This is a genomic window from Streptomyces sp. NBC_00414 (assembly GCF_036038375.1).
GTDB lineage: Bacteria > Actinomycetota > Actinomycetes > Streptomycetales > Streptomycetaceae > Streptomyces.
Genome location: NZ_CP107935.1, coordinates 1 through 22,869 on the forward strand (window position 1 = coordinate 1; position 22,869 = coordinate 22,869).

A 22,869-nucleotide genomic window follows, 5' to 3' on the forward strand; every position below is an offset into this window, starting at 1 on the left:
CACGACGCGACGACGCTACGCGTCGTTACCATCGCTTCGCGATGGAGCACTGCGCTCCGCGCAGTGCGGCGGAACTCCATTCCGCCTGCCCGGAATCGCTCCGCGATCCGGACGGCTTCGGTACAGGCCTGCTCCGCAGTCCCGTACCGAAGCTGACGCACCCTCCGGGCGCGTCAGGAAAGAAGCCGACTACATCAGGGGTGACTTGCCTTCCGTCACCGGTTCGCCCAGTTGGAGATCAGTAGGCCGCCGAAGACGGTACCCATGAAAAGCCGGGTAGAGGGCCTGGCCTGTGTCGCCCTCAACTATTCGCCACACCATCCAGGCCAGGCATAAGCCGAGCATCGGCCAGCACGCCCAAGCGACCCAACGGGCCCCTGGCTTGGTCCAGGCCGGCGGGTCGTGCATTTTTGATGATCGGGTCACGGGTGCACCTCCCGCCGTACGGGTGCCCGCATTCACCGCAGGCAGGCCGGAGTTCCGGGTCTCTTGTTGGATTCGGTCACCTCCGAACAGTAATATTCACTTCCGGTCAGACCCTGTGCGTCACTTTCACAAGCGGCTTGGTTCTGGGATAATGGCTCGGTACCGATCCCCTTCGATGAAGGGGCAAAACACCACTCTTACCGGATTCAAGTAATTCGTCATTTTGAGCCTGGATGGAATCTGGGTTAAGGGAACATCATCTCTCCGAATATCGAGAATGTGAGGTCTTGTGACTCAGATGGAATTGCGTCCGCATCAGGCTGAGGCGGTCGATAATGTCGTTCATATTCTCGGTGTGCCGCCCGGTGGTCGTATGCCTCCCGAGGGTCTGCGGACGCAGGTAATCGCCGCTATCGGCTCCGGTAAAACCCTGATCGGTGCGGAGTCGGCGTATCGCAGCCTGGACGCTCGCGCGTCGAAAGCGTGGAATCTCGTGCGCCCCTCTGTCTCCACTTCGCGTCGAAAGCGTGGAATCGGTGCGCACCTGAGAACCGTCGGCCGTCCGGGGCGGGCATTTCCACCCTGACATCTGTCAGGTACCCGCCCGGCAACGCCCCCTGGTAGGCATGCAACATGTCAAAAAGAGCCAGGGCTGAAACGGCCGGACCCCCTACCCACCCGGTGGCGGATCGAATCTCCCGCCGAGGACTTTCGGCGTACGACGAAACCGATTGTCGCCGGAACGCGGCCCAGGTGAGTCTTCTCGGCAGGCCCGGCCCACCCGGCCGGACCACCACCGACAGAGGCGGGGAACTCACCATGCGCACCTCGCGTTCACTGCGGTTGCTCGGCGCGGCGGCTGGCGGCCTGTCGCCCATCGCACCGGACGCGGCCCACCCGGCCGCCGTGGGCCACGGCACCGGCGACAATCCCGACGGGCGGATGTCCCGTGCTGCGCCGGTGTGCGGCGGCAACGTCCTCGACCGTACGAAGCGGTACTGAGCCATGTTCCGATGGAGCAGATGGCGTTCCGTAGCAGTGCTGTGTGCCGTGGTCATGGCCGTGATGACCGCCCTGCTCAGCCCTTCGGCCACGGCGGCAACGAACGCGGCGACGGACGCGGCGTCGTCCGCGCCACGTGACGCGGCCGGTGTCACCGTGCCGGCCGGTGTGACGGCGGGAGTCGCCGTCTTCGACCGGCAGACCGGCACCTTCACCGAGCAGCTGAACCCGAACATGCAGTTCCGGTCAGCCTCCGTGGTCAAACTGCTGATCGCGCTGGACTACCTCTGGAACCGCGGCCCGAACTACCAGATCCCGTCCGGTGACCAGGCCAAGTGGAACTCCATGCTGCGCAGCAGCGACGACGACGCGGCCAGCGAATTCTGGGTGCGCAACGGCGGGGGCTCGATCGTCACCCGGATGGCCCGTGAGCTGTCCCTCTCCAGCAACACGACCCCGCCGCCGGCCAACCAGGACGGCATGTGGGGCTACACAGCCTTGACGGCCGCGGACACGGTGAAGATCTACCGTTACCTGCTGGACACGGCGCCCGCCCGCGTCCGCGAACTGATCATGGGCAATCTGAAACAGTCCACACGCTGCTCCGCCACCGATCACTTCGACCAGCACTTCGGTATCGTGGGCGCCTTCAACAAGCCGTGGGCCGTGAAACAGGGCTGGTCGGGTTTCGGCGACATCGAGCAAGGTACGTGCCGCCCCGCCACGTCGGCCCTCAACGGCAAGGCAGCGTCCGTCGACCTGACGAAACCGGCGCTGCACACGACCGGGACGGTGGGTTCCGGTGACCGCTCCATCGTGGCCGTGTACACCCTGCACGACGTCGGCACCTCGTACGGCAAGGCGTACACCGACCTGGGCAGGCTGACCCGTTCGCTGAACGTTCCCGGTGGCGTACGACCGGCGGGCACGTGGTTCGGCACCTGGAGCTCCGGTGTCAACGTCCGCCCCGAGCCCAACACCACCCGCGACCCGCTCCTCCAGCTCCCCGCCGGGGTCGAGGTGCTGGTCGGCTGCCAGACGCGAGGGGAGACCGTCTCGGTCCCGCCCTACACCAACGAGTGGTGGGCCTACCTGCCTCAGTACGGGGGCTATGTCAGCAACATCTACATGAGCAGTCCGGACAACCAACTGCCCGGCGTCGCGCAGTGCTGAGCAGTGCATCACGGTGCTGCGAAGGGCCTGCGGGAAGAGCCGGGCAGGCACCCGGCACCTTTCGGTCGAACTCGAAAACCAGTGAGAAAAGGACAGGTAGATGACCAGGACCAGGAAGTATCTCTCCCTCTGGATGGCAGCCCTCGCCCTGACGGCGGGCGGTGTGATCGCCGCCCCTTCGGCCAGTGCCGCTGCCAGCGCCGAGTGCGGAGTTCGGGCGAGCGACGGCCGGCTGTGGTGCGGGAACGGAGCCCCCGCCATTCTGCGCTCGGGCGCCTACCACGAAGCGAACATAACGGGGCAGCTCTATTCCACCTTCAGCTGGTTCGACTGCTGGACCTATGGTGGACTGCACGGCGGCGGCAACACCACCTGGTACCACACCAAGGGTGACTGGACCGCTCCTGGCTACGACGGGTGGGGCTACGTCCCGGCGGACTGGGTCAACACACCGTCCTCGTTCGACGCCGATCCGAGCGCGCGCGGTCTGCGGCACTGCTGAGAGCAGCACTGCCGAGCTCGCCGGACCACTCCTTGATGTCGTCGGTCTCATCCACGAGACCGGCGGCATCGTCGTCGTGGCGTCCCATAGCCAACCGTGCGCTCCATCAACTGCGGATCCGCAGGAAGCTTCGCCATAGGGGGACTACCGCAGGTCAGGGCGAGGTACGGCATACGAATAAGGAGCGAGGGCTCAGTAGCCGGCCAGAGCATCGCTTGTCATCGGCAGCGGTCAAGGGCGTCATTCGGGCCGAGGCGGGCAGATGTGTCTCGGCCAGCGCCACACCGTGCGCTCCGAAACACCCACCACCTCAGCGACCGCACGCACATGCCGTGTGGCCAGTTCCCCCGCCTGCTGCCGCTCCAGCAGACGACGCACCACCAGCCCTCTGGACGGCACAGCCCCACGGCCGGCCCTTACCGCTCGATCCACCCCACGATCACACCGACCGAGCAGACCTCACCGCGTGAGAACTCTCGAACCTGAGACAGCATCAACTGACATGCGATAAAGCCCCACGACAGTGATCCCACCCATCAATCTCTCACCCCGCGACAGCGCCAGCCCTACCCTCAAGACCCCACTGACCAGCACCAAAACACCAACCACCAAACCAACACCACCGACCCTCACCACCACCGACCCCACACCGAGAGATCGCAGAAAAGAACCTGACTGAGCCTTTTCCATCATCGGTCTGATCTGGCCAGATGCAGGGCGAGGACGGCCTGGACGAGGGCGGTGATCCGGGTTGTGGAGCACCGGAGCTTACGCAGGAGCCGCCAGCTCTTGAGGGATGCCATAGCCTGCTCGACGAGGGCGCGGATCTTGGCGTGCGAGCGGTTCACCGCCTTCTGTCCTGGGGAAAGCGTCTTCCAGCGTCCCCAGTACGGGACGCGGACCGTGCCGCCGGCGCCCCGGTAGCCCTTGTCGGCCCAGCAGGTGACGTCGGCCTGAGCAAGGGCGTCGATGATGCCGTGTTCGCGGGCCGCGCGGACGTCGTGGACGGCTCCGGGCAGGGCCGGCGAGACCCACAGCAGCCGGCCGAACGCATCGGTGAGGACTTGCACGTTCATGCCGTGTTTCTTGTGTTTGCCGGAGTAGAAGGGCTGGTCCGCGGCGATGCGGTCGATCGGCAGCAGCGTCCCGTCCAGGAGGACGAACGCCTTCGTCGACGCGGTGCGGACGGCATCGGCCAAGGTGGGTGCGAGGGCGGCCAGGAGGTCGACGGCCTCGGTGACGTAGCGGTATGCGGTCGTGGTCCCGACGCCGAATCCGGCGGCGAGCTGGGAGTAGGTGTGCCCCATGCGCAGGTGGACGAGCGCGAGGAGGGCCTGGCGGCCGGCGCTCAGCCTTCGCCAGCGGGAGCTGATCGCATGGCGGTGCCCCCGCAGATGCTCGGCGAGGAAGCGGAGGGTGGAGCTGGAGACGTCCGCGCCGGACGGGTAGACAAGCATGCGAAGCCTCTGGTGGACACGTTTCTCTTGGTCGAAGACTCGTCTACCAGGGGCTTCGCCTGGCTGTCAGCTCAACCAGCGGGCTCGCCACACAGGTTGGGCAATACCGTTCACTGGCACACTGGTTGTCGTGTCCAACTCCTACGCGCAGCCCATCCTGAGAACAGCGGACCTCTCCGAGGGGTTGTGCACCGTCGAGAGGTTGCTTGGAATCGCTGACCTGGGAGGCCTTGAAGTCGATTTCGATGTGCGGATCTCCTCGACTCGCTCGCTTTCGGCGGTGCTGGCCGTGTTGCCGGATGCCGAATGGTGGGCGGAAGGGGGGAGAAGCGGCTCGTCGGAGCGTAGGGATGATCCATCCGCCTTCTTGCCCATCCGGCTGCGAGGCTGGGCTGGGGCACCGGAGACGGTGAAGCCATTCCTCCAGGCGGTTGGCGACAGCCCAGCGACGGTGCGATGGGACTTCAACGCCTGGCCCGAGGCTCCCGAGGTAGGTCTGGGAGTGGGGGGTACCCGCGGAGCATTCGTCACGCTGTGTGTCCGTGCCCGAGACCTCGACCTCGACCTCGACCTCGAGGAGCCTGCGGCCGACTGCATCGTTTTCGTCCACGTCAAGCAGGTCGAGGCCGAACGTGCACCGTGGCTAGCAGCCCAAGTCGGGTTGCGGGTGATCGGCGACTTGGTGATGGCGCCGTACTGAGAAGCTGTGGCAGAACCGGCAATCCGTGACGCTCTGGAGCCGGGGGCAGGATCGCCTGACTGGGCGGTCGGTGATGCTCTGACGGATTACACAGCTCTAGGGAGTGTCCGTCCTCGATCACCCTGGGCCGTGTATCGAAGGCCTTCAGGGGCCGAGCAGGCATGGTGCGGAATTGAGGAGTTGGCCGGAAGGGTTCAGCCGGTGAGGGTGGGGCCGATGAGGGGCAGTAGGACCTGGTCCACCAGGCGGGCTATTCCTTCGGGGTCGAGAACGGTACCGAGCAGGTCCTCCTGCAGGACCGTCACCCCGATAGCTGCGGCGATCTCCATCCTGCCCGGCGCCAGCAGCAGCTCGACTCTCTCCGCGGTGATCTCGCCGCGCTGTTGAGCGCGGTGGAGGCAGGCGGCGATGTCCTGGCGCTGTCCGGCGATGGCCCGCTCGCGCAGGGTGTCGGCGATCTGAGGGTGGGAGGCAGTGGCGGCGGCCAGTACGGCCGAGAAGTTGCGCGCTTGGGGCTGCAGGCACACGGATCTGTGGGTCAGTGTGCCGATGAGGTCCTCGCGCAGTGTCCCGGCGGCCGTCGCCTCGGCCGGGACGGCGGCGGCAAGCATGAGGCTTTCCAGGGCGTCGGCGACCAGGTCCTCGCGCGAGGCCCAGCGACGGTAGACGGTGGCCTTGGCCACCCCTGCGCGTGCGGCCACCGCGGCCATGTTGAGACCTGCGTAGCCGCTCTCGACGATCAGGTCCAGGACCGCTTCGATGATGCGGGCATTCCGCTTCTCGTCACGGACGGGGCCGAAGGCGCCCCTGGGGCGCTGGCGTCCAGAGGGGAGGGTCGACCTGGTCATACGCACGACGGTACTGCATTCGCTTCCCCCGCCATCGGGTTCTCCCGCCCGGCCTGAGGGAAGCCGCGGACCGGGTCGTGGTGCCGTCCGCATAGACCGCGGCGCCCAGCAAGAACCCTCAACCGCACCGACTCACGCTGCTCGTGAAGCGCGGGCTACCGGCCAGTCTTTGCCTGACCAGCAACTAGATACTCACAAGACTCGATACTGTACAGTCTCTACTTGTTGAACGCTTGAGCCCAGATATCGAAAAAATAGAACTAATCGAAGGAGAGGCGTGCTGTGGCACACAACGACAAGGCGAAGGTGCTGATCACCGGGGCGACGGGAATGCAGGGCGGCGCCGCCGTCCAGGCACTTCTGCGCGCGCGACACCCCGTGACCGCGTTCGTGCGCAACCCCTCCTCCGAGCCTGCCCAGGCGCTCGCCCGGCAGGGCGTCGCCCTCGCGAGCGGAAACATGGACGACCTCGCATCCCTGGAGGCTGCCGGCGCCGGACACGACGCGGTCTTCTCCGTGCAGATGCCGGGCCTCGACCCGGCCGACCTTGGCGCCGAGTCGCGCAAGGCCCGCAACATCGCCACCGCAGCCAAGCGGTCCGGCATCACGCAGATCCTCCACACGTCCGTGTCAGGGACCGGATGGCGCAGCCAGCACCCGGGCTACGAGCAGTCCGACCTGTTGAAGGCGTACTGGGACGAGAAGGAAGCCGCTGAGGACGCGATCCGGCAGTCGGGACTGGAGGACTGGACGATTTTCAAGCCCGCCTTCTACATGGACAACTTCCTCTCGCCCAAGCGGGAGTACCTGTCCCCCGACCTGCCTCAGGGCAAGATCTTCACCGCGACGAACCCGCAGACCAGGCTGGCACTCATCAACTCGGACGACCTCGGAGCAGCGGTCGCCGCCGCCGTGGCCGAGCCCGGAAAGTTCCACGAGGCCGAGATCGAGTTCGCGGGCGACGCGCTGACGTATCCCGAGATCGCGGATGCCCTCTCCAAGGCCGCCGGCCGCGAGATCACCGCCGTCTCCGTGTCCTGGGAGGAGCAGGCGCAGCGCCTTGGCGCGCCCTCGGCGGACACCGAGATCTGGTACGACCACGTCGGCTACCCGGCACGCCCCCACGACGCCGCCCGCTACGGCCTGACCACGACTACCTTCGAGCAGTGGGCAGCACAGCAGGACTGGACCATGCCGGCCGCCTGAACTGAGACACCCCTTCGACTTCACCGGCGGGAGGTGGTGTTCCCGGCGGCGACCCGCCGCGCTGCCGGGAACACCATCTCCCGGGCGAAGATGACCGTGTCCGTACGGGCGGCGGCTATGTCAGCGCAGGGCGGTTGGGGCGAGACGGACCGTGTGCGGCCTGGCCCGAATCCGGACAGGGGCGGGCCCGGAGGTCGTCTTCACGGGGGCGAGCGAGTGGGGCACGGTGCGGGGCGGCCGCGGGGGCCGGGTCAGACGGCGGACCATGAGGGTGATGACGGTCCAGGTGAGGTGGGCCTCGCTGTGGGAGATGAGCCGCTCGTAGTCCCGCACGTTCCTTCTGGCCCGCATGATCCAGGAGATAGCGCGCTCGACGCGCCACCGCTTCGCCAGGACGGCGAAGCCGTCCTGGTCCTTGCGGCGGGGCACCGTTTTGAGTGTGAGGTCGAGGAAGGAGTGGGCCCAGGCGATGAGGGGTCCGCCATAGGCGCAGTCGGCCCAGACGACGGTGACCTCGGGATGCGTGAGCCGCAGCCGGAAGAGCAGGTCGCGGGCGGGAACACTGTCGTGCAGTGAGGCGACGCCGACCATCACGGCCAGCGGCATGCCGCGCATGTCCACGACCAGATGCCGCTTGCGCCCGTTGATCAGCTTCCCGCCGTCGAACCCGCGGGTGTCCGCGCCCACCGTCTCCGCTCCCTTGACCGATTGCGAGTCCAGGATCACCGCCACGGTGCGGGGGTTGAGGCCGTCATGGACACGGAGCCGCTCGTGGAGCTCAGCATGGATGCGGGCCAGGTCTCCGCTCGCCCGCCACCTGCGGAAGTACCCGTAGAGAGTGCGCCAGGGGATCTTGAAGTTGGTGGAGCGCACCAACCGTTTCAGGCTCAGACCCGCGGGCCGTGCTTCTTCCAGGGCCCTGCGAACGGCCTCGGCGTGCACATGGGCGGGCTGTCCGGCCGCCCGCCGCGGCATGACTACTGGCCCCGCAGCAGTTCGGCCAGAGCCTCGTCCAGATCGACCCTGCCGGTCGCCACGGCCGATTCGATCCAGTCGGCGGTGGCGCGGATCTTCTCCAACTGCCTTCCCACCAGTTCTACTTGCGACTCGGTGAACTCGCGGCCTCGTAAGCGCGGGACCAGGCGGCTGGCGCCGGCGACGAAGCCCTGACACACCCCGACCAAATCGGTGAATTCCATCGCCCGGTGGAAGCCCCGCACGATCCGGGCCGGATCAGCGCTGCCCCCGTCCTCTGCGGCGTCCCCCTCACGGGGCTCGTCCCACCAGTCCTCCCCGCCTTCCTCGACAAGGTCGGCCCGGTCGAACTGGGCCTGGTTCACCCGCTCCCTGGCCTGCCGGTCTCGCATAGCCCGAAAGGCCACCTCGGGACGCTGAAGCAGCTCACAGGCCGCCAAGGCCGCCACGGTCTCGTCGGCGGCCAGGTCACGGATGCTCTCCACCTTCTCCTGCGCCGTCACCGGCGTGGCCGTCGACCAGCCCGCGACCCGCTTGGCCGCATCCCCGCTCCACTGGCGCCGCCCCGTGCGCTCGTTCAGCGGCGGGTCCTTGATCTGCTCGAACGCATCCGGCGCGGAGGCCAGGATCCGGTGCACCTCGAACGACACGCCCTCCTGACGCTGTTCGGCAGGCCACCGGGCAGCCACCCAGCGATACGTGCGGACCGTATGGAAAGACAGCCCGATCTCCTCCGCGAAGATCCTGAGCGAGGCTTCCACACTCAGCGTGTCCTCGCCCTCGACGGGCTGGTGACCGCCGTGGCCGCGCAACGGCTCGATCTCCAGAGCCATGTCGCCCACCTCGAACTGGCACCGAGTCATTGTGTGCACCAGCTTCACCGACTCCGTCACCAGCTCCTCGAACCGGTCGCGCAACACGCTGCCGATCGTCTGGGACACGGCACTCACCCCCAGCGGGCCAAAACGCCGGCACCTTGCCGAACGGGAGAGGCTCCGGCCCGTACACCGCAGGCTCCGCCGCGCCTTTCATGGTCACCACAGAGGACCGAAAGCGCCCCCATCCACACGCGAAACGTCCCACCTGCGCCCGAACCCAACCCCACCCCGACCTCAAAATGAACGAACCTGCCCAGCCATCACAGCAGGTCACCGATCAAGGGATGTGACACAGCTTCTGAGAAGGCTGTGGCACCGGTGCGTCGCTGCCGGGATCGTCCCAGTGGGGATGCACGGCGGTCGTCAGAAATGCTCAGGCTCTCCTGATGACAGATCGCCAGTCTCGGATGCAGGAAAGGCGCTGAGCAGCCGAAACGACAAGTTGGAAAGGCTCACTGGCTACCCCTGTGGCAGATGAGATGCTGCGCCTACTGGACTGCCATGACGGTCCGTTCTACGGGCCCATCTCCTTCTTCGCTGTCGGCTCCCGTGACCCGCGGCCTCGGAGCTTGGACGAAGAACAGCAGGAGATGCTCCGGGCAGCCCACGAGGTAGCCCTGAACCGAGTTGGCCCGCACTGACCCAACGACATCACGACGCCCATCAATCGTGATACCTACCATTTAGAGTTCCAGGGCCCAAACTCCACATAAAGTGGCGTGCCCAATAGAAGCTTCATACCGCATTCTTCATTACAGACGGATAGGGCACGCGCCATACCACTCAGTCGAGCCCTGGTGAAATGCACCGCTTCCACCTTTGTCTCCGATGCGCGTTGTAGCTGCTGCAGGTAAATTGCAGCGGTATGGGAAACTCGGCAGCTCCTCAGACTCGGAGTGGGATGCTCGCGTTCGGGGTCCAGTTGGGTGAGGAAGTGCATGAGACCAGTGAGAGCCGAGTAGCGGACTTCTCCCTGCTCTCCCGCCCGGTCGGTCAGGTTACTTCCTGTACCGCACAGAATTAGGCCGCCGTCGCTGGAATCGGTAGCTGAGGGGGCGAAGAAGAACGCGCATCCCCAGTTGTTGGAAGCGCCCGAAATTCCAGGTACGACAGATCCATACTCCAGTTCCTGATCAAAATAGAACCACTCGCCTCCGAGCAAGGACGGGTCACCGGAAGCTTTTGCTTTTCTCCGTATTGCTTTGGCAGCTACTGCCAGCATTTGGCCAGCCTGAGTCTCTGTGTCCAACTCAAGATCGGGACCAAGGTGGAACCCTGTCCCGAGCGCTGTGATCTCTACCTCCCGTCGAAGGAAGGGGAACCTCCTGGGCGGGATGTGGAGACCTTTCAACTTGTCACGCGACAGGTACAAGAGATCCCTCATCCGTCCATCAACTCATATCCAACAGCGCGGGCGTTAGACCCTGGGAACGGGTTCGCTCTGCCTGCCGAGGTGGGCGAGCTGGTCGTGCAGGGCAAAGCCTCGGGCCACCGCTTCGGCCATCGAACGGATGAGGTAGCGGGCCGCTGTGTGCAGTGGATTTCAGGCGGCGAAGCCGACGTTGGTGACGTACTCGTACTGGCCCCACTGCGAGCCGAGGTCGACGACCTGGTCCACCCACGCATCGTCGAGCTCCTGGTTATCGTCGGCCGCCCACGCGGCAACGATGCGGTCCCAGCGGCGGACATTCATGGTCCGGAACTCCACCGCGCGCAGGCGGGGCCGGTCGACCTGCGACTGGTTGAGCGGGTGGATTTCCACGCGGGTGCCGCGGCCTTCGCGGTTGAGGCGGGCGGTCAGGTAGCGGGCGACGTTCTCGCGGCGCACGGTGCGGTAGGCGCGCTCGATCGCGGCAAGGTTGCGGCGGGAGGGTGTGCGGGTGCCGGCTTGCCAGGCGCGCAGGGTGCGGTCGGTGACGGTCAGTCCGGCCGCGCGGGCAGCATGGCGGGCGTGGTCGGTGCGTGTGAGGTAGTGCAGGCGGGCGAGCAGGCCTCGCCGTGCGGTGATCGGGGTGGCGATGTAGCCGGCGAGCGCGTCCAGCTGGCGGGCGACCGCTTCGTGGCCTTTGAGGCCGCGGGCGCCGTACTTGCCGAACTCGATGTTCCGCTCAGGCATGGTCTCTTCCGAATCCCTCGGGTTGGTGGATCACGGTACGGGGCTGCGGGCGCCGTTCTCCCGCCCCGGCGGGGAACTTGGCGCCGGGGCGGGAGAACAGCGCTAGGAGGCGCTCTCAGGTGGCTCGTTGGCGGTGCTGGGGTCGATGCCGACGGTGTAGGTGTCCTTGACCTTGACTTCGGTGACGCCCCGGCCTTCGGGGAACACCACCCGCCAGTCGCCGGCCACATGCAGTTCGTCGGTACCCATCGCCCGGACCACCAGCAGGCCCTCGTCATAGGCGCGGTGGGCCTTCCACCACAGGTTGGCGAAGGCCTGGGAACGGATGAGGTGCATCCAGTCGGTGCGGTAGAGCTCCCGGTTGTAGTTCGACTCCCCCAACGTGGACACGAACTTCGAGTACATCGCCTTCACGTACTCCAGCGTCACCTCGTCGCCGTCGGCGATCGCCCGGTCCCGGGCATCCTTCAAGGCAATGCGGAACTTCTCCAGCAGCCCCTCGGTCGCCCCCGACGTCCACGACTCGTGAATCTCCGGGGGGTCGCACAGCCCGTACTTCGGGCCCGACACGCGCAGCAGCAGGCGCAGCGTCGGCTCGGTCACCCACAGCGGGCCCGGTTCGTCGCGGTTGCCGATCGGGTTCGGCAGCACCGCCTCGTGCTCCCATGCAGGTGGGGTGATCAGGTGCAGGCCCGCGCGGCGCCGGTCGTGGTGATTCCCGGTGGAGTGTTCGAGTTGCCCGAGCGGCAGATGCGTCTTGAGGGCGGAGAGGTAGGCGCCGTTGACGTCCAGCGCCGTGATCTCGTGCACGCCCGTCGGGAGCTCCGGCCGGCTCCACTTCGGGCGGGCCTCCCACACCTGGTCGGCGCCGCGGGCACTCTGCTTGCGCAGGATGTCCGGCAGCCACGGGTGGGCGACGACGTCGTAGCGGCCGCCCTTGCGGGTGTCGTCCAGGAGCGCCATCGCATCCGGGATCGCCCGCTTCACCAACGCCGCCGTCGCCGCGTCGACATCACCGGCGTGTTCAGTGAGCGCGGCCGCCACCGCAGCGCCGATCCGGTCGGGGGCATCGGCGGTCTGCAGACGGCGGCCGACGGGGACGACCTTCACGCCGGACGCCGCGGGGCGCGGCTTCCTGGCGGGCGCCGGCTGCCGCGGTGCCGCGCGGGGCGCGGGCTTCTCTGCCTGCGCAGGGACGGGAGCGGGCGCGGCCGGGGCGCACTCGGCAGGGTCCAAGTGCTGGGGGAAGCCTTCGACCTGATGGCGGGCCGGCTGCCCGCACAGCACACACGGCTGCGCGACTGCCAGGACGACAAGGAAGTACGCGTACTTCTCCCGCACCTCCCCGCTCGGGTCCCGCCCGGCCTCCCAGCCCCCGACGGTGGACGGGCCCACTCCGAGGGCCTGCGCGAGCTGCGCGCGGGACAGGTTCAACCCCTCACGCAGGGCGCGCCGTTCCGCGGCGGGCGGCAGCGGGGTCTCCTGCCCGGCCGCGGCGAGGAGGGCGTCGATCGCGTCGAAGTCCGCCATCAGGCCGTCCCGTCCACGGCCGCAGGGCGGGCGCCGGAAGTCGGGGGGCCGGGGATCCGGCGGCGTTCCGCGGGGAGGGCTTCGACGGCGCGGGTGGGGCCGTCCAGGAGGTCGTACGCGGTGATGCCGTAGTGCGCGGCGACCGCCTCGCAGTCGGCCAGGCTCCAGGCGGCGGTGCCGGCCTGACGGCGGCTCACCTGCGCCTGGCTCACTCCCACCGCGGCGGCAAGCGCGGTCTGCGACTCACCGGCCGTTGTCATCACCCACATCGGTGAACCCGCGCCAGACCGCCGTGCGAGCTCCGAACCACTGGGCTGCCCTCGATGCGTTGGGGGGGCACACTGGCAATTGCTTCGTCGGCGATTGCATTGCAATTGAGTTGACGGTTGTTCCCGCGGCTGCTGTTCGTCCTGGACGGCACCGGATCGGCCAGCATCGAGCACCGTGTCCGCGCCCTGAACGCGGCAGCCAAGGACACAGCCGCATCCGGCTTCCCCTACCAGGTCCCCATCCTGTCGGCCCCGTTGACCGATCTGCTGCGCGAGGGGCCGTCAGCGCCCGTCTGGCGGCCCGTCCAGACACCCACCCAGAAAGTGAGTTGGATGCACCCTCAGGCGTGATTCCGCTGACCACCCCTCAGGACCTGGATCAAACTGTCAGCCTGCGTTGTCAGTGAGGGGTGACACGCTGCGGTTATGACTGAACCTGTGAAGGGCCCGGCCAGCTACTTTCCGTCGATCGAGAAGAAGTACGGCCGGCCCATAGCCGAATGGAAGAACCTGATCCGTACATCACCCCTGTCCAAGCACATGGAGCTGGTCAGGTGGCTCAAGACCGAACACGGCCTGGGACACGGCCACGCCAATGCGCTTGTCGCCCACACCCTCGCGGAGACCGACAGAGCGTAGAAACCCGTTGGTCGGCCCCGACAGAAGCCCGACCACGATCTGCGGTGTCCCAGCACTGCGTTTCCTGGGTTCAGGATTCAGTCGAGCGCGTCGAGTGCAGCAGTGTCCGCGTGACCTTCCCCCAGGCTGCGCCGGGCTCTCGGTGGCGCCGGGGGGAAGGCGCCCCATCACCCCGCGGGCCCGAAAAGCTCATCGAGGTCTGTGATGCAAACGCCGGGCAGCGCGTCAAGGAGGTCGGCCTGGGTGGCACGGATACCCGGGGCAGGAGCCTCGGGGCCGGCGCCGAGTGTGCGGCGGGTGGTCACGGAGATCATCGTAGGGGCGCGCCAGGTTCGGTATCCGTTGATTGCCTCGGTCGCGGGCAGCAACCGTCACGCAGCAAGTGAGCTCGCGCCATGACCGGCGGGCAGGCCCCGGCAGGGTGCCGGGTAGGTTCGAGTGTGGGTCCGTGCCTGTCGGAGCAGGCACGGACCCACCGTCGCCTTTTGTAGAGCGGTCAACAGCGTGTCCAGCCGACGACAGCGTCGTTGACGAAGTAGCGCGCACCCGCTTCCTCACAGCGGGTGCGTAGTCTCCGAGGGTCCAACTCCCGTCATGGCGTTGGGCCCTCACTCCATAGGCGTCTCCCCCGACGTGACGTCGGACCCAGATCCGACGGAGGTCGGTTCGGCAACTGGGACAGTGCTGGCCGTCGGGCGGGGTGAAGGCGTCGCTGTCGCCGAACAGTTCGGTGATGGGCAGCCCGCACCGTTCCACACGGGGGCGGGGCCGGTCATTGGGGAATGCAGTACCCAAGGCCGTATGCCAGCTGTGGGGCCGGCCCTGTCGCCGTGGGGCGGGCGGCTGCTGACCGCGGTCGAATGCGAGGACTGCGGTCACGTCATCCGGCGCGGCACGCTTGAGAGCACGGCAGGCCAGCTGGTACATCCAGAACCGGTGCGGCTCGGGGCGTTCCTCGACAGCACCCGCCGCCGGACCGCCACGCTCAGCCCCGAACGCCGTGCGCAACTCCATGAGTTGGGGATGCGCTGGTAGATGATCCCGTGCGGCTGAATGCCCCGTACCCGTCAGGTGGCGGGTACGGGGCGCCCCCGCGCAATGCCGGCTGAGGCAGCAGCCGACAAGGTTGCGCAGTGTCCTCCCCCGGCTCCTGACCCTCCGGAGGGGAGAGAGAGGGTCAGGAGCCGGGGTCCGGGGCCCTGAACCGGCCCCCTCCTTCCTGCAAGGGGGCCGTCCCTGTCCGTGTCTTCCGGTACCGAGTGCGGGCCGGATGCGGCCGTAGGCGCCATCTACGCCTGCCGCAGGGCCACCTGATACGTCGACGGGCAGAAGCGGCCCGGAGCGTTCTGCCGGGCAGCCGCCTGTACAGGGCAGAAGGGGTGTGGATCTTGTAGGGCGAGGGTGCGGTGACGGCCGGTGTCACAGCTGCCGGTCTCCTGCGCACGCAGGCCAGAGGCGGTTCCGGAAACGGTTGCGCCCGGCCTGGTCCATCCGTGCCGCGGGCTCCCACACCGATTGCGGTGTGGGAGCCCGCAGCCCTGGTGACGACGTGATCACGATGGCGGGACGGAGCATTGCCGGGGGGCGGTGCCGGTCGTTGAGATCGGTATGAGGACAGGAGACCAGCAGAACGTGGCGCCGGTGGCCTTCGCCTCGCTGACGGATGCGTACTGGCTGGCCCACGACAATGCCGACTTCGGCGGCTGCCGTGAGTTCCCGGGCGCTGATGACAGCGGCAGCCGGGACGGCCGTCCGGCCGCACCGGACAGCAAACCGCCCGGGCGAATGGAACAGGCCCGGACGATCCTCGTGGCCGTGGCAGCCCTCACCGTGATCGCCGCACTGGTGATGGCCGCGAGTTGACCCGCCCGAACGAAACGGGCGGCAGCCACGCGCACAACGGTCGCGGGTGAAGACATAGACGTGCAAGCGGGCCATGGCCTGGGCTGGGCCGTGTCTCTCTGATCAGATCAGGCCCGGGGCGCCCGGCATCGCAGGCTGATCCGAAGGACACCGTCCCAGGCGGACCGAACGCGCGGGCAAGGGCGCCGAGCCAGCCGTTGACAGCCGATTTTCGTAGGCAAACCGTTGTCGGCGCGTCGTTGCCCGGTGGGCCCGTCACCCGCATCCTGACGGTTGAGCACGATCACGATGAAGAGAATGAGGGTTTCCCGCACATGCAGCAGATCCCCGACCTCGGAAAGAACTCGCTCGGCAAGCCGGATCCGTGGGCCAGGGTCCGGGGGCTCGCCTGGTGGCAGTTGGTCCTCTCGATCGTGCCGATCCTCCTGCTGTCGGTCGGCGGGGCGATGGGCGGGGCCATCGGGACGGCGGGCCTCTTCGCGAACCTCTCCCTCGCCCGTAAGCCGTTCGGGACGCCGGTCAAGCTCCTGGCGATGCTGGGCGTGGTACTCGCCTCTTATCTGGGGTACCTCCTCGTCGGTCTCGCCTACAACCTGCTCAAGGGCTGACCCCCTCCGGCCGGGATTCCTGATCTCGGCGGCCTGGGCGATGGGCCCGGGGCGTCCGGCCCTGATCCGCCGGACCGCCCGTGTCCGACTTGTGGCACAGCCCCAGGGCGTGGCCCAGTTCGTGTGCCGCGGTCTGCCGACGTTTCCGCCAGCGGCGAGGCCGTCACGGCGGCCGCCCACCCGGCTTCGACCGCGAGGCTTACAAGCAACGGAACACCGTCGAACGCTGCATCAACGGCCTCAAGCAGTGGCAGGGCCTGGCCACACGAACCGACGAACTCGCCATCGCCCAACAGGCCGCGCTCCACCGCTCCGGCATCCTCATCTGGACCCGACACTGACCAACGAGACAGAAACCTAGGGCCTGACAGAACCTAGTACTGCAACGGTGCTTGCTCTGAGTGCTGGGCAGTTTTCAGGGCCTGTGTCCACGTCGTTTGTAGTGGCTGGTGCGGGCTTGGTGTTGGCGTCGTCGGCGCCATGCCGACCAGTGCAGGATGTGGTCGACCGGGGTGGGGCGGCGGTGGGTGAGGCGGGTGATCAGGCGTCGGATTTCGGCGAGGCTGAGGTGGATGAGCTGGGAGGATCCGTTTCTGCTTTGTCCGCGTCCAGCTGGCGGGCTCGCAGGACGGTCAGGCAGGCGTGGGCGGCCATGGCCAGGGTCATGTGGCGGTGCCAGCCGGGATAGCGGCGGACCTGGTAGTCGTCCAGGCCGCATTCCTGCTTGGCGCTCTGGAAGCATTCCTCCACCGCCCAGCGGCTGCCCGCGATGCGGATCAGTTCATCCAGCGTGGTGCCGGCCGGGCAGTAGGCGATGTAGTAGGAGATTTCCCCGGGCCGGCTGACGCTGCGGCGGGCGAGAACCCAGTGCCGGCGGTCTTCGCGGTGCCAGGGCCGCACCTCGACGCGGGCCCAGTCATAGATCCGCCGGCCATGAGCTCCCTCACCGCACGACCGGCGCTTCCACTTCTGCCGCGGCAGACCGGGAAACAGGTCATGGACGGGGTGGTCGAGTGCCCAGCGGGTGACGACGGTGTCGTGGCGGGTGGTGGCCAAGACGTGGAAGACATCCGCCTGCTCCAGCTCGAACCGCCAGCCCTTACTGAAGCCATAGGCGGCGTCCGCCGTCACCCACCGGAACGGGACCTTGTCGGCGATGGCCTTGCGGACCATCGCTTTGGCCATGGCCACCTTCGTGGCGAAGGCGACACTGTCGTCGATGCCCGCCCGGCGGCAGCGTTCCCGGTCATCCGTCCAGGACGTGGGCAGATACAGCCGGCGGTCGATCAGCGTGCGCCCGCGGCCACTCGCATAGGCGACGAAGACCCGATCTGGGAGTTTTCCGTCCGTCCCGCGGTGCCGGAGTACTGCCTTTGCACCCCGGCCGAGCGGATGCCCTTCTTCAGGAACCCGGTGTCGTCGACGATCAGGACGGCATCTGGGTCTGCGAGGTGTTCGACGACGTAGTCGCGTACGTCGTCCAGAACCTCGTCAGCGTCCCACTCGATGCGGTTCAGCAGCCGGTGAAGGCGATCTGGACCGCCATGGCCGGCCTCCTCCGCCAGCGTCCAGCCGTTCTTTCGCTCCAGCGGAGCTATCAGCCCTCGCATGTAAGCAAGCGCCGACTGACGCGGCTCCTCGCGGCTGAACCTGTGCACGAACCGCTCATGTACGGCCTCGAGTTCACCCGCCCACACCCTGACATCAGCAAGGTCCCCACCCATGACCACACCAACGACCGAACTGGCCAACAGTCACGCCAAGCACCGTTGCAGTACTAGGGCCTGGCCGACGGAGAGGCAGAGGCAAGCGCTGAAGACGCAGCTGTGGCTGTCGGCCGGCGTGAGCCGCAGGCTGCGTGCGATCGCCGCCCGCACCGGCCTCGCTCCCGGGCAGGTCCTTGCCCAGCTCGCCGACCGAATCCGCATCGACGACGACGCGCCCTGGCCGTCGACGCCTTCACCCCGCACTGACAGGTCGTGCGCATCAGGACGGTGCCCCGCACCCGCGGTCCCAGTGAGGGTGCGGGGCACCGCCGCCAGCAGGTCGCCTGACGGCGCGCGGCCCGGCCGCGCTCACACGACCGGGCTCCCACGTGGCTTTTGGCCGAGCGTCCCGCCAAACCCGCCCGCTGTCGTCACCCACAACGGTGAACCTGGCCGGGTCGTCATCAAAATGCGTCCTTTGCCATCAAAAAGTTCAGGCAGCACAGCCAATGGTGGCGACGTACTCGTACGGGCCCCACTGCGAGCCGAGGCCGACGACCTGGTCCACCCATGCCTCGTCCATTTCCTGGTCGTCACCCGCCGCCCACGCCCCGACGATGCGGTCCCAGTTGCGGACGTTCATGGTGCGGAACTCCACTGCACGCTGGCGCGGCCGGTCGACCCGGGACTGGTTGACCGGATGGACTTCCACACGGGTGCCGCGGCCGTCGCGGTTGAGGCGGGCGAGCAGGTAGCGGGCGACGTTCTCGCGCCGCACGGTGCGGTATGCCTGCTCGATCGCGGTGAGGTTCTTGCGGAAGGGCGTGCGGGTGCCCGGCCTGCCAGGCGCGCACGGTGCGGTCGGTGACGGTCAGGCCGGCTGCTCGGGCGTGGGCGCTGCGGGTGAGGTAGTGCAGGCGCGCCTGGAGGCCTCGCCGGGCGGTGAGGGGGGTGGTGATGCAGCCGACGCGCGCGAAAGGCCGGCGGGCGACGGCTTCGTGGCCCTTGATGCCGTGGGCGCCGTACTTGCCGAACTCGATGTTCCGTTCAGGCATGGAGTCGGGTCCTTCGGGTCGCGTGGATCTGCTTTTCCTGTGCCGGGCGCGGCTGTTGCCAGCAGGCGGGCGTTTGACCGGTCCGGGTTGCTGGTCAGCTCATGGCTGTGAAGAGGTGGAAGGCATGAACACAGGTGTGGGAAGCCTTGACGACTGGCTCAGTGAGATCACCGCGCAGGCCCGCAAGGCGAGGCGGAGTCTCGGGTGTCTCCGTCAGCGTGCCGCTGAACAGCCCTCTCACTCCGCAAGATGCGCCCGAATACCTGGTCGCGGCTGCGATCGAGCATGCCGGAGCCCAGAACTGGCAGCTGGACAGCGTCAGCACGTACGGCTCCACGTACCAAGATCGTGGGATCGGCTCCGTTTCCGATGCCTGGGCGCTCCTGTGGTTGCGGTCAACAGTGCTGGATCGCGGCTGGAACAACAGCACCGCCGACAAAGGAGGCTTCATCCAGGAGGCAACGGGTTGGAAGCCGTCCCCGAAATCGTTCGGGCAGCCGGCCTGTACACACCGGACCTGTAAATGACCAGCGGGTGTCGCCCAGCTGTTGCGTCTTCCGCAACCGGACCAGGGACAGCGCAAGGCCGTCGTACGTCACTGCGGTGACGTACGACGGTTACTGAAGACGTACTCCGGTAAGCGAGCCCTGCTTCGGCTGAGGCAGCACCGTCGGCGCGTACGGGTGCTCACTGGGAGAGGTGATCGGCCAGGGCGAGTCGGTCTCCTTCGGTCATGTGATCCCGGAGGATTTGGTTGATCGTCTGGAGGTTCCCCAGGGGAGACCAGACGTACGGGGCCGGGGGACAGCTGAGTCATCTCCCCTGCCACCCGACGGGTTGGGTAGCCGGGGCGGTCGGGAGCAGGCGGGTGTGTGCAGGTTGGGTCAGCGGTGGATAAACAGTGTTACCCCCGTCGATCCGGCAAGGGTGGCCAGGAAGGTGGCAAAGCGGATGGGAAACCGCTGGAGGGTCAGGTAGAGGGACCCAACGCGTATCTCGATGAGGGGAGCGGGGGCCAGGGGGCGAGGAAGGTGCTTCATGGTGTGCTCCTGTCTGCCGTCTGGACGAGTTGTTCGCAAGCTTCCGCCGCAGGGTCTCTGTCGGGAACGGAAAGACCCGGTGAGGCGGGTCTTTCCGAAGGTGTCATGCAGGGGGCTTTTCGACTTACGTCGCGAAGTTGGACAATTAACCTTCCATGGCCTGCCGCATGACGGGGCAAGGTCGCTCAGCTCCTCAGGGGGACGACGTGTGGAAAGCGGCCGAGAACTGGTTTTCCACCAGCGGGCCAGCAGCGGTCCGATCCGTGACTACGCCGCCGCGCTACAAGAGGCGTGGGCTCCCGCCAGGCAGCGCGGGGCGACCCAAAAAAAACTGGCGCGCTTCAGTCACGTCGCCGAGTCGACGGTGAGCAAGTACCTGTCGGGCGAGCGCATCGCTCCGGCCGAGTTCGTTGACGCACTGCTGGCGTTCAGGGCCATCGTCACGGACGGCGCAGTGGCCGAGCGCGTCGGAGAAACCGCACCGGTACACGCCTTACGGGCCAAGGCAGAAGATGTCGGCTCCGCCAAGACACAGCTGAGGCAGGCCAAGGAGCAGATACAAGAGCTTGAGAAGCAGTTGGAAGCCGCCAAGGCTGCTATCAACGCCGATGCTGCCTATCGTGTGAAAGAGCTTCAGGAACAACTGTCACACAGCAAGAAGGAGATCGACGACCTGTCCAAACAGCTGCACAGGGTGCAGGAGGAACTGCAGGCAGAGCGCGACCGCGGCCGCAAGGCCGCGCTGGCAAACTCCGTGGCGAGTACCGCTCTGGTGGTGAAAGGACTCGATGGCGTCACCCGTGCCGCCCGGCCCACGGAAGAGATCGACGACGAACAGAAGATGGTCAGTGAGCTGTTGGTGCTGGTAACCCAACTACAGCAACAGGCCAGCCGGCTGAGCTCCGACGGGCCCGGGAGCCTAGTCACCCAGGAGCGGGACGCGGTTACGCCCTGGCTACGGGAACGCGACGGACTTCTCTTCCGCCACCTTCTGCCCGTGCGGATCTGCACCGTGTCGGCAACCCTGAGTGCCTGCGTCATCTTGAACGTCGACGTCGCCTCCTTCGTCGTCACCTGGCGCAGCGACGCCGGCCTGACCATCGCCCAGCTCATCGCCTACATCATCCTGGTCTTCCCTCTCACCCTGATCCTGTCAGGGCTGTTGTTCGGCTTCGGAGTGTTCCTTGCTCACGGACACAGTGACGACTTCGGCAAGACCGCCGACAGTCTCGCTCTATGGACTGGTGGGGCGGCCCTGCTGCTGGGGATCAGCGGGCCGTTCTTCCTGCCGCCACTGACATGGGTGGGGCATGCATGGGCCGTCTACATCGGGATCCTCTGACCCGGATCCGCGTCCGTCACAGGGAGCTGCCCCCTACGTGGGCGGCTGCTATGAACTCGTCTGATGTTCTTCTCCCACACCGGGGAGCCGAGGACTTCGCCGACCCGGACAACGCCGCCGTGGGTGCCGGGCGGGTCGGTGCGGATCTCGATGTCAGGGAAGGACCGTCGAACCCGGAGGCCTTGATCCCCTGGGTGACGAGCCGCCATTCCTCGCTTTGAGGGGCACCGCGGCGGCCGCGATGGCGCGGCCGGCCTGGCTCAGGCCGTAGAAGGCCTGAACAGGGCGCGTGACGGCACCCACGACGGCGGCGCGGAACATCTGCTCGGTCCGCTCGGACCAGACCGCCGCCCGGCCGGGCGTGAGGAGCATCGATTTCGGCTACATGCGCGACCTGCTGCGAAGACGTCCGGCGGAACGGCGCGAGGTACGTCTCGGCACCTCGCGGGCCGAGGCCGTGATGGTCCCGCTGTTCACCACGGCAACCGCCGACGCACCGCCCGCCACGCACCCCGAGGCCGACTGCGACCCACTGCGCAACCTCGGAAAACGCCGGCAGCACCCGCCCGCCGCCCTGATGAAGGCCAAGCAGCAAAAGAAGGAGACCGCTCCGGCCTGACCTAGATGTGCCACTGGCAGCGCCGCGACCGGCTCGCCCTCGCCCACGTGAAAGCCGGCGGCACCCTCCCCGCCGGAGCGGAGCGGGCGAGCTGGCCGTCCAGGGCGAGAACCTCGGAACGTGGATCACCGCACAGCGGGCCGGGTGGGAGCGGCTGCTGCCCGCACAGCCGTACCCGCTGGAAACCCTCGGCATCGAACCACCTGCGGACAGGTGGTGCTCAGTAGGCACCGACATAGACGGGGGCCGGCTCCCTGCCTTCGCCGTCGACGCTCACCACGTAGAAGAGCCCGCCGGCCCCCGGGACCCGCACCTCCCCGTCGCGGGGGGAGGAGGCGGCAAGGAAGGACCATGCGTACGGGTCGGGGTCCCGGGCGTAGACACGGTAGCTCTGGCCCATGTCACCGGAGTGCCCGTCCCACGAGACGAGGACCCCGTTCCCGTCGCGCCGAGCCATCAACCCGCTGGGCTTCGGCGCGGTGCCCGGCACGGGCCGCGTGGCGTCGACCGCTCCGGAGACGCCGGAACGCTGCCCCGATGTGTCGACCGCCTCGACGGTGTAGGTGACGGCCACATCCTGCGGAGCCCGCGGGTCGGTGTAGGCGGCACCGCCCACATCGTCCGGCCCGTCTTCACCGCCGCGCCCACCGCCGTCTGGATGACGACCGCCCGCACGGGCCTGGACGCGCAGCCGCGCACGCGCGGCCGACGGCCTGCCCGACCGCGACGTCCAGAACGGATGCCACCACAGGCGGGACGACAGCACCACCAGGCGCCGCCGGAGCTCCGCGGTCCCGGCCGTGGGGCGGGTGGCGGCGAGGGCGGCGTAGGTACGGTCCCATGCCGCTTGACGCTGGATGAGGTCGTGGAGGAAGGGGGTGCGTTCCATACCCACATGTTATCGAACTCGTATTC

The 22,869-nt window shown here is 67.5% G+C and carries 23 protein-coding genes and 3 pseudogenes; 15 read left to right on the plus strand and 11 right to left on the minus strand.

Annotated features, from left to right (window positions below; translation table 11 throughout):
* Window positions 1-724 precede the first annotated feature (724 nt).
* The 4 genes from OHS59_RS44395 (at window position 725) to OHS59_RS00015 (ending at window position 3,103) form a co-directional block, all read left to right on the plus strand.
* Entirely contained in the window at window positions 725-1,012 is a 288-nt protein-coding gene (locus OHS59_RS44395) for a hypothetical protein (protein WP_328499585.1), read from the plus strand.
* A gap of 233 nt (window positions 1,013-1,245) precedes the next feature.
* Window positions 1,246-1,428: a hypothetical protein gene (locus OHS59_RS00005; protein ID WP_189845655.1), complete on the plus strand. Its 183-nt coding sequence runs from the start codon at window positions 1,246-1,248 to the stop codon at window positions 1,426-1,428.
* A 54-nt stretch (window positions 1,429-1,482) separates the two neighbouring features.
* Complete coding sequence (locus OHS59_RS00010) at window positions 1,483-2,601, plus strand: hypothetical protein (RefSeq protein WP_443061354.1); 1,119 nt, start codon at window positions 1,483-1,485, stop codon at window positions 2,599-2,601.
* Window positions 2,602-2,701: 100 nt separating this feature from the next.
* A complete protein-coding gene (locus OHS59_RS00015; RefSeq protein WP_225890818.1) occupies window positions 2,702-3,103 on the plus strand; it encodes a hypothetical protein in 402 nt (133 codons plus the stop codon).
* Between the two features lie 689 nt (window positions 3,104-3,792).
* Here OHS59_RS00015 and OHS59_RS00020 read toward each other — a convergent pair.
* Complete coding sequence (locus tag OHS59_RS00020; protein ID WP_328491298.1) at window positions 3,793-4,560, minus strand: IS5 family transposase; 768 nt, start codon at window positions 4,558-4,560, stop codon at window positions 3,793-3,795.
* Window positions 4,561-4,690: 130 nt separating this feature from the next.
* Between OHS59_RS00020 and OHS59_RS00025 the strand changes: the two genes are divergently transcribed.
* Window positions 4,691-5,260, plus strand: a complete 570-nt coding sequence (locus tag OHS59_RS00025; protein WP_328491299.1) for a hypothetical protein — start codon at window positions 4,691-4,693, stop codon at window positions 5,258-5,260.
* Window positions 5,261-5,454: 194 nt separating this feature from the next.
* On the opposite strand, the gene OHS59_RS00030 is transcribed toward OHS59_RS00025, so the two are convergent.
* A complete protein-coding gene (locus OHS59_RS00030; protein WP_328491300.1) occupies window positions 5,455-6,108 on the minus strand; it encodes a TetR-like C-terminal domain-containing protein in 654 nt (217 codons plus the stop codon).
* A gap of 282 nt (window positions 6,109-6,390) precedes the next feature.
* Between OHS59_RS00030 and OHS59_RS00035 the strand changes: the two genes are divergently transcribed.
* A complete protein-coding gene (locus tag OHS59_RS00035) occupies window positions 6,391-7,314 on the plus strand; it encodes an NmrA family NAD(P)-binding protein (RefSeq protein ID WP_328491301.1) in 924 nt (307 codons plus the stop codon).
* 120 nt (window positions 7,315-7,434) lie between these two features.
* Here OHS59_RS00035 and OHS59_RS00040 read toward each other — a convergent pair whose 3' ends face one another.
* The 6 genes from OHS59_RS00040 to OHS59_RS00065 all read right to left on the minus strand — a co-directional run bounded on the left by OHS59_RS00040 (window position 7,435) and on the right by OHS59_RS00065 (window position 13,073).
* The gene (locus OHS59_RS00040; RefSeq protein ID WP_328491302.1) at window positions 7,435-8,289 is read right to left on the minus strand and encodes an IS5 family transposase; all 855 of its coding nucleotides are present in this window, start codon (window positions 8,287-8,289) and stop codon (window positions 7,435-7,437) included.
* Window positions 8,290-8,291: 2 nt separating this feature from the next.
* Entirely contained in the window at window positions 8,292-9,230 is a 939-nt protein-coding gene (locus OHS59_RS00045; protein ID WP_328491303.1) for a DUF6192 family protein, read from the minus strand.
* A 613-nt stretch (window positions 9,231-9,843) separates the two neighbouring features.
* Complete coding sequence (locus tag OHS59_RS00050) at window positions 9,844-10,551, minus strand: SAVMC3_10250 family protein (protein ID WP_328491304.1); 708 nt, start codon at window positions 10,549-10,551, stop codon at window positions 9,844-9,846.
* Window positions 10,552-10,710: 159 nt separating this feature from the next.
* A complete protein-coding gene (locus OHS59_RS00055; protein WP_328491305.1) occupies window positions 10,711-11,283 on the minus strand; it encodes a transcriptional regulator in 573 nt (190 codons plus the stop codon).
* Window positions 11,284-11,385: 102 nt separating this feature from the next.
* Window positions 11,386-12,813 (minus strand): helix-turn-helix domain-containing protein, encoded by a 1,428-nt coding sequence (locus OHS59_RS00060; protein WP_328491306.1) that lies wholly within the window; start codon window positions 12,811-12,813, stop codon window positions 11,386-11,388.
* Window positions 12,813-13,073, minus strand: a complete 261-nt coding sequence (locus tag OHS59_RS00065; protein WP_328491307.1) for a helix-turn-helix domain-containing protein — start codon at window positions 13,071-13,073, stop codon at window positions 12,813-12,815. Before OHS59_RS00065 ends, OHS59_RS00060 begins: the two co-directional genes overlap by 1 nt.
* Window positions 13,074-13,199: 126 nt before the next feature.
* Between OHS59_RS00065 and OHS59_RS00070 the strand changes: the two genes are divergently transcribed.
* The 6 genes and pseudogenes from OHS59_RS00070 to OHS59_RS00095 all read left to right on the plus strand — a co-directional run.
* A complete protein-coding gene (locus OHS59_RS00070; RefSeq protein ID WP_328491308.1) occupies window positions 13,200-13,433 on the plus strand; it encodes a hypothetical protein in 234 nt (77 codons plus the stop codon).
* Window positions 13,434-13,508: 75 nt separating this feature from the next.
* Window positions 13,509-13,721 carry a DUF4287 domain-containing protein gene (locus tag OHS59_RS00075; RefSeq protein WP_328491309.1) on the plus strand — a complete coding sequence of 71 codons (213 nt, stop codon included), beginning with the start codon at window positions 13,509-13,511 and terminating at the stop codon, window positions 13,719-13,721.
* 801 nt (window positions 13,722-14,522) lie between these two features.
* Window positions 14,523-14,756: a helicase associated domain-containing protein gene (locus OHS59_RS00080; protein ID WP_328491310.1), complete on the plus strand. Its 234-nt coding sequence runs from the start codon at window positions 14,523-14,525 to the stop codon at window positions 14,754-14,756.
* 573 nt (window positions 14,757-15,329) lie between these two features.
* The gene (locus OHS59_RS00085) at window positions 15,330-15,584 is read left to right on the plus strand and encodes a hypothetical protein (RefSeq protein ID WP_328491311.1); all 255 of its coding nucleotides are present in this window, start codon (window positions 15,330-15,332) and stop codon (window positions 15,582-15,584) included.
* Between the two features lie 314 nt (window positions 15,585-15,898).
* Complete coding sequence (locus tag OHS59_RS00090) at window positions 15,899-16,192, plus strand: hypothetical protein (RefSeq protein WP_328491312.1); 294 nt, start codon at window positions 15,899-15,901, stop codon at window positions 16,190-16,192.
* Between the two features lie 146 nt (window positions 16,193-16,338).
* Window positions 16,339-16,533 (plus strand): annotated as a pseudogene (locus tag OHS59_RS00095) (IS5/IS1182 family transposase); the annotation flags it as partial.
* A gap of 199 nt (window positions 16,534-16,732) precedes the next feature.
* On the opposite strand, the pseudogene OHS59_RS00100 reads toward OHS59_RS00095, so the two are convergent.
* Window positions 16,733-17,916: pseudogene (locus tag OHS59_RS00100) on the minus strand (IS701 family transposase).
* 475 nt (window positions 17,917-18,391) lie between these two features.
* Window positions 18,392-18,953: pseudogene (locus tag OHS59_RS00105) on the minus strand (transcriptional regulator).
* A gap of 218 nt (window positions 18,954-19,171) precedes the next feature.
* Between OHS59_RS00105 and OHS59_RS00110 the strand changes: the two are divergent.
* The 3 genes from OHS59_RS00110 (at window position 19,172) to OHS59_RS00120 (ending at window position 21,954) form a co-directional block, all read left to right on the plus strand.
* Window positions 19,172-19,480 (plus strand): hypothetical protein, encoded by a 309-nt coding sequence (locus OHS59_RS00110; protein ID WP_328491313.1) that lies wholly within the window; start codon window positions 19,172-19,174, stop codon window positions 19,478-19,480.
* 721 nt (window positions 19,481-20,201) lie between these two features.
* Complete coding sequence (locus OHS59_RS00115; protein ID WP_328491314.1) at window positions 20,202-21,335, plus strand: hypothetical protein; 1,134 nt, start codon at window positions 20,202-20,204, stop codon at window positions 21,333-21,335.
* Between the two features lie 289 nt (window positions 21,336-21,624).
* Window positions 21,625-21,954, plus strand: coding sequence for a hypothetical protein (locus OHS59_RS00120; protein ID WP_328491315.1), 330 nt, complete (start codon window positions 21,625-21,627; stop codon window positions 21,952-21,954).
* A gap of 220 nt (window positions 21,955-22,174) precedes the next feature.
* On the opposite strand, the gene OHS59_RS00125 is transcribed toward OHS59_RS00120, so the two are convergent.
* Window positions 22,175-22,843 (minus strand): hypothetical protein, encoded by a 669-nt coding sequence (locus tag OHS59_RS00125; protein ID WP_328491316.1) that lies wholly within the window; start codon window positions 22,841-22,843, stop codon window positions 22,175-22,177.
* Between the last annotated feature and the right edge of the window lie 26 nt (window positions 22,844-22,869).

Bases quoted from the DNA above. Each gene is read 5' to 3' on its own strand.
- OHS59_RS00040 (WP_328491302.1), bottom strand. From the start codon at position 8,289: ATGCCGCGGCGGGCGGCCGGACAGCCCGCCCATGTGCACGCCGAGGCC.
- OHS59_RS00065 (WP_328491307.1), bottom strand. From the start codon at position 13,073: ATGACAACGGCCGGTGAGTCGCAGACCGCGCTTGCCGCCGCGGTGGGA.
- OHS59_RS00080 (WP_328491310.1), top strand. From the start codon at position 14,523: ATGCCAGCTGTGGGGCCGGCCCTGTCGCCGTGGGGCGGGCGGCTGCTG.
- OHS59_RS00050 (WP_328491304.1), bottom strand. From the start codon at position 10,551: ATGAGGGATCTCTTGTACCTGTCGCGTGACAAGTTGAAAGGTCTCCAC.
- OHS59_RS00075 (WP_328491309.1), top strand. From the start codon at position 13,509: ATGACTGAACCTGTGAAGGGCCCGGCCAGCTACTTTCCGTCGATCGAG.
- OHS59_RS44395 (WP_328499585.1), top strand. From the start codon at position 725: ATGGAATTGCGTCCGCATCAGGCTGAGGCGGTCGATAATGTCGTTCAT.
- OHS59_RS00085 (WP_328491311.1), top strand. From the start codon at position 15,330: ATGAGGACAGGAGACCAGCAGAACGTGGCGCCGGTGGCCTTCGCCTCG.
- OHS59_RS00020 (WP_328491298.1), bottom strand. From the start codon at position 4,560: ATGCTTGTCTACCCGTCCGGCGCGGACGTCTCCAGCTCCACCCTCCGC.
- OHS59_RS00030 (WP_328491300.1), bottom strand. From the start codon at position 6,108: ATGACCAGGTCGACCCTCCCCTCTGGACGCCAGCGCCCCAGGGGCGCC.
- OHS59_RS00125 (WP_328491316.1), bottom strand. From the start codon at position 22,843: ATGGAACGCACCCCCTTCCTCCACGACCTCATCCAGCGTCAAGCGGCA.
- OHS59_RS00015 (WP_225890818.1), top strand. From the start codon at position 2,702: ATGACCAGGACCAGGAAGTATCTCTCCCTCTGGATGGCAGCCCTCGCC.
- OHS59_RS00005 (WP_189845655.1), top strand. From the start codon at position 1,246: ATGCGCACCTCGCGTTCACTGCGGTTGCTCGGCGCGGCGGCTGGCGGC.
- OHS59_RS00010 (WP_443061354.1), top strand. From the start codon at position 1,483: ATGGCCGTGATGACCGCCCTGCTCAGCCCTTCGGCCACGGCGGCAACG.
- OHS59_RS00090 (WP_328491312.1), top strand. From the start codon at position 15,899: ATGCAGCAGATCCCCGACCTCGGAAAGAACTCGCTCGGCAAGCCGGAT.
- OHS59_RS00060 (WP_328491306.1), bottom strand. From the start codon at position 12,813: ATGGCGGACTTCGACGCGATCGACGCCCTCCTCGCCGCGGCCGGGCAG.
- OHS59_RS00055 (WP_328491305.1), bottom strand. From the start codon at position 11,283: ATGCCTGAGCGGAACATCGAGTTCGGCAAGTACGGCGCCCGCGGCCTC.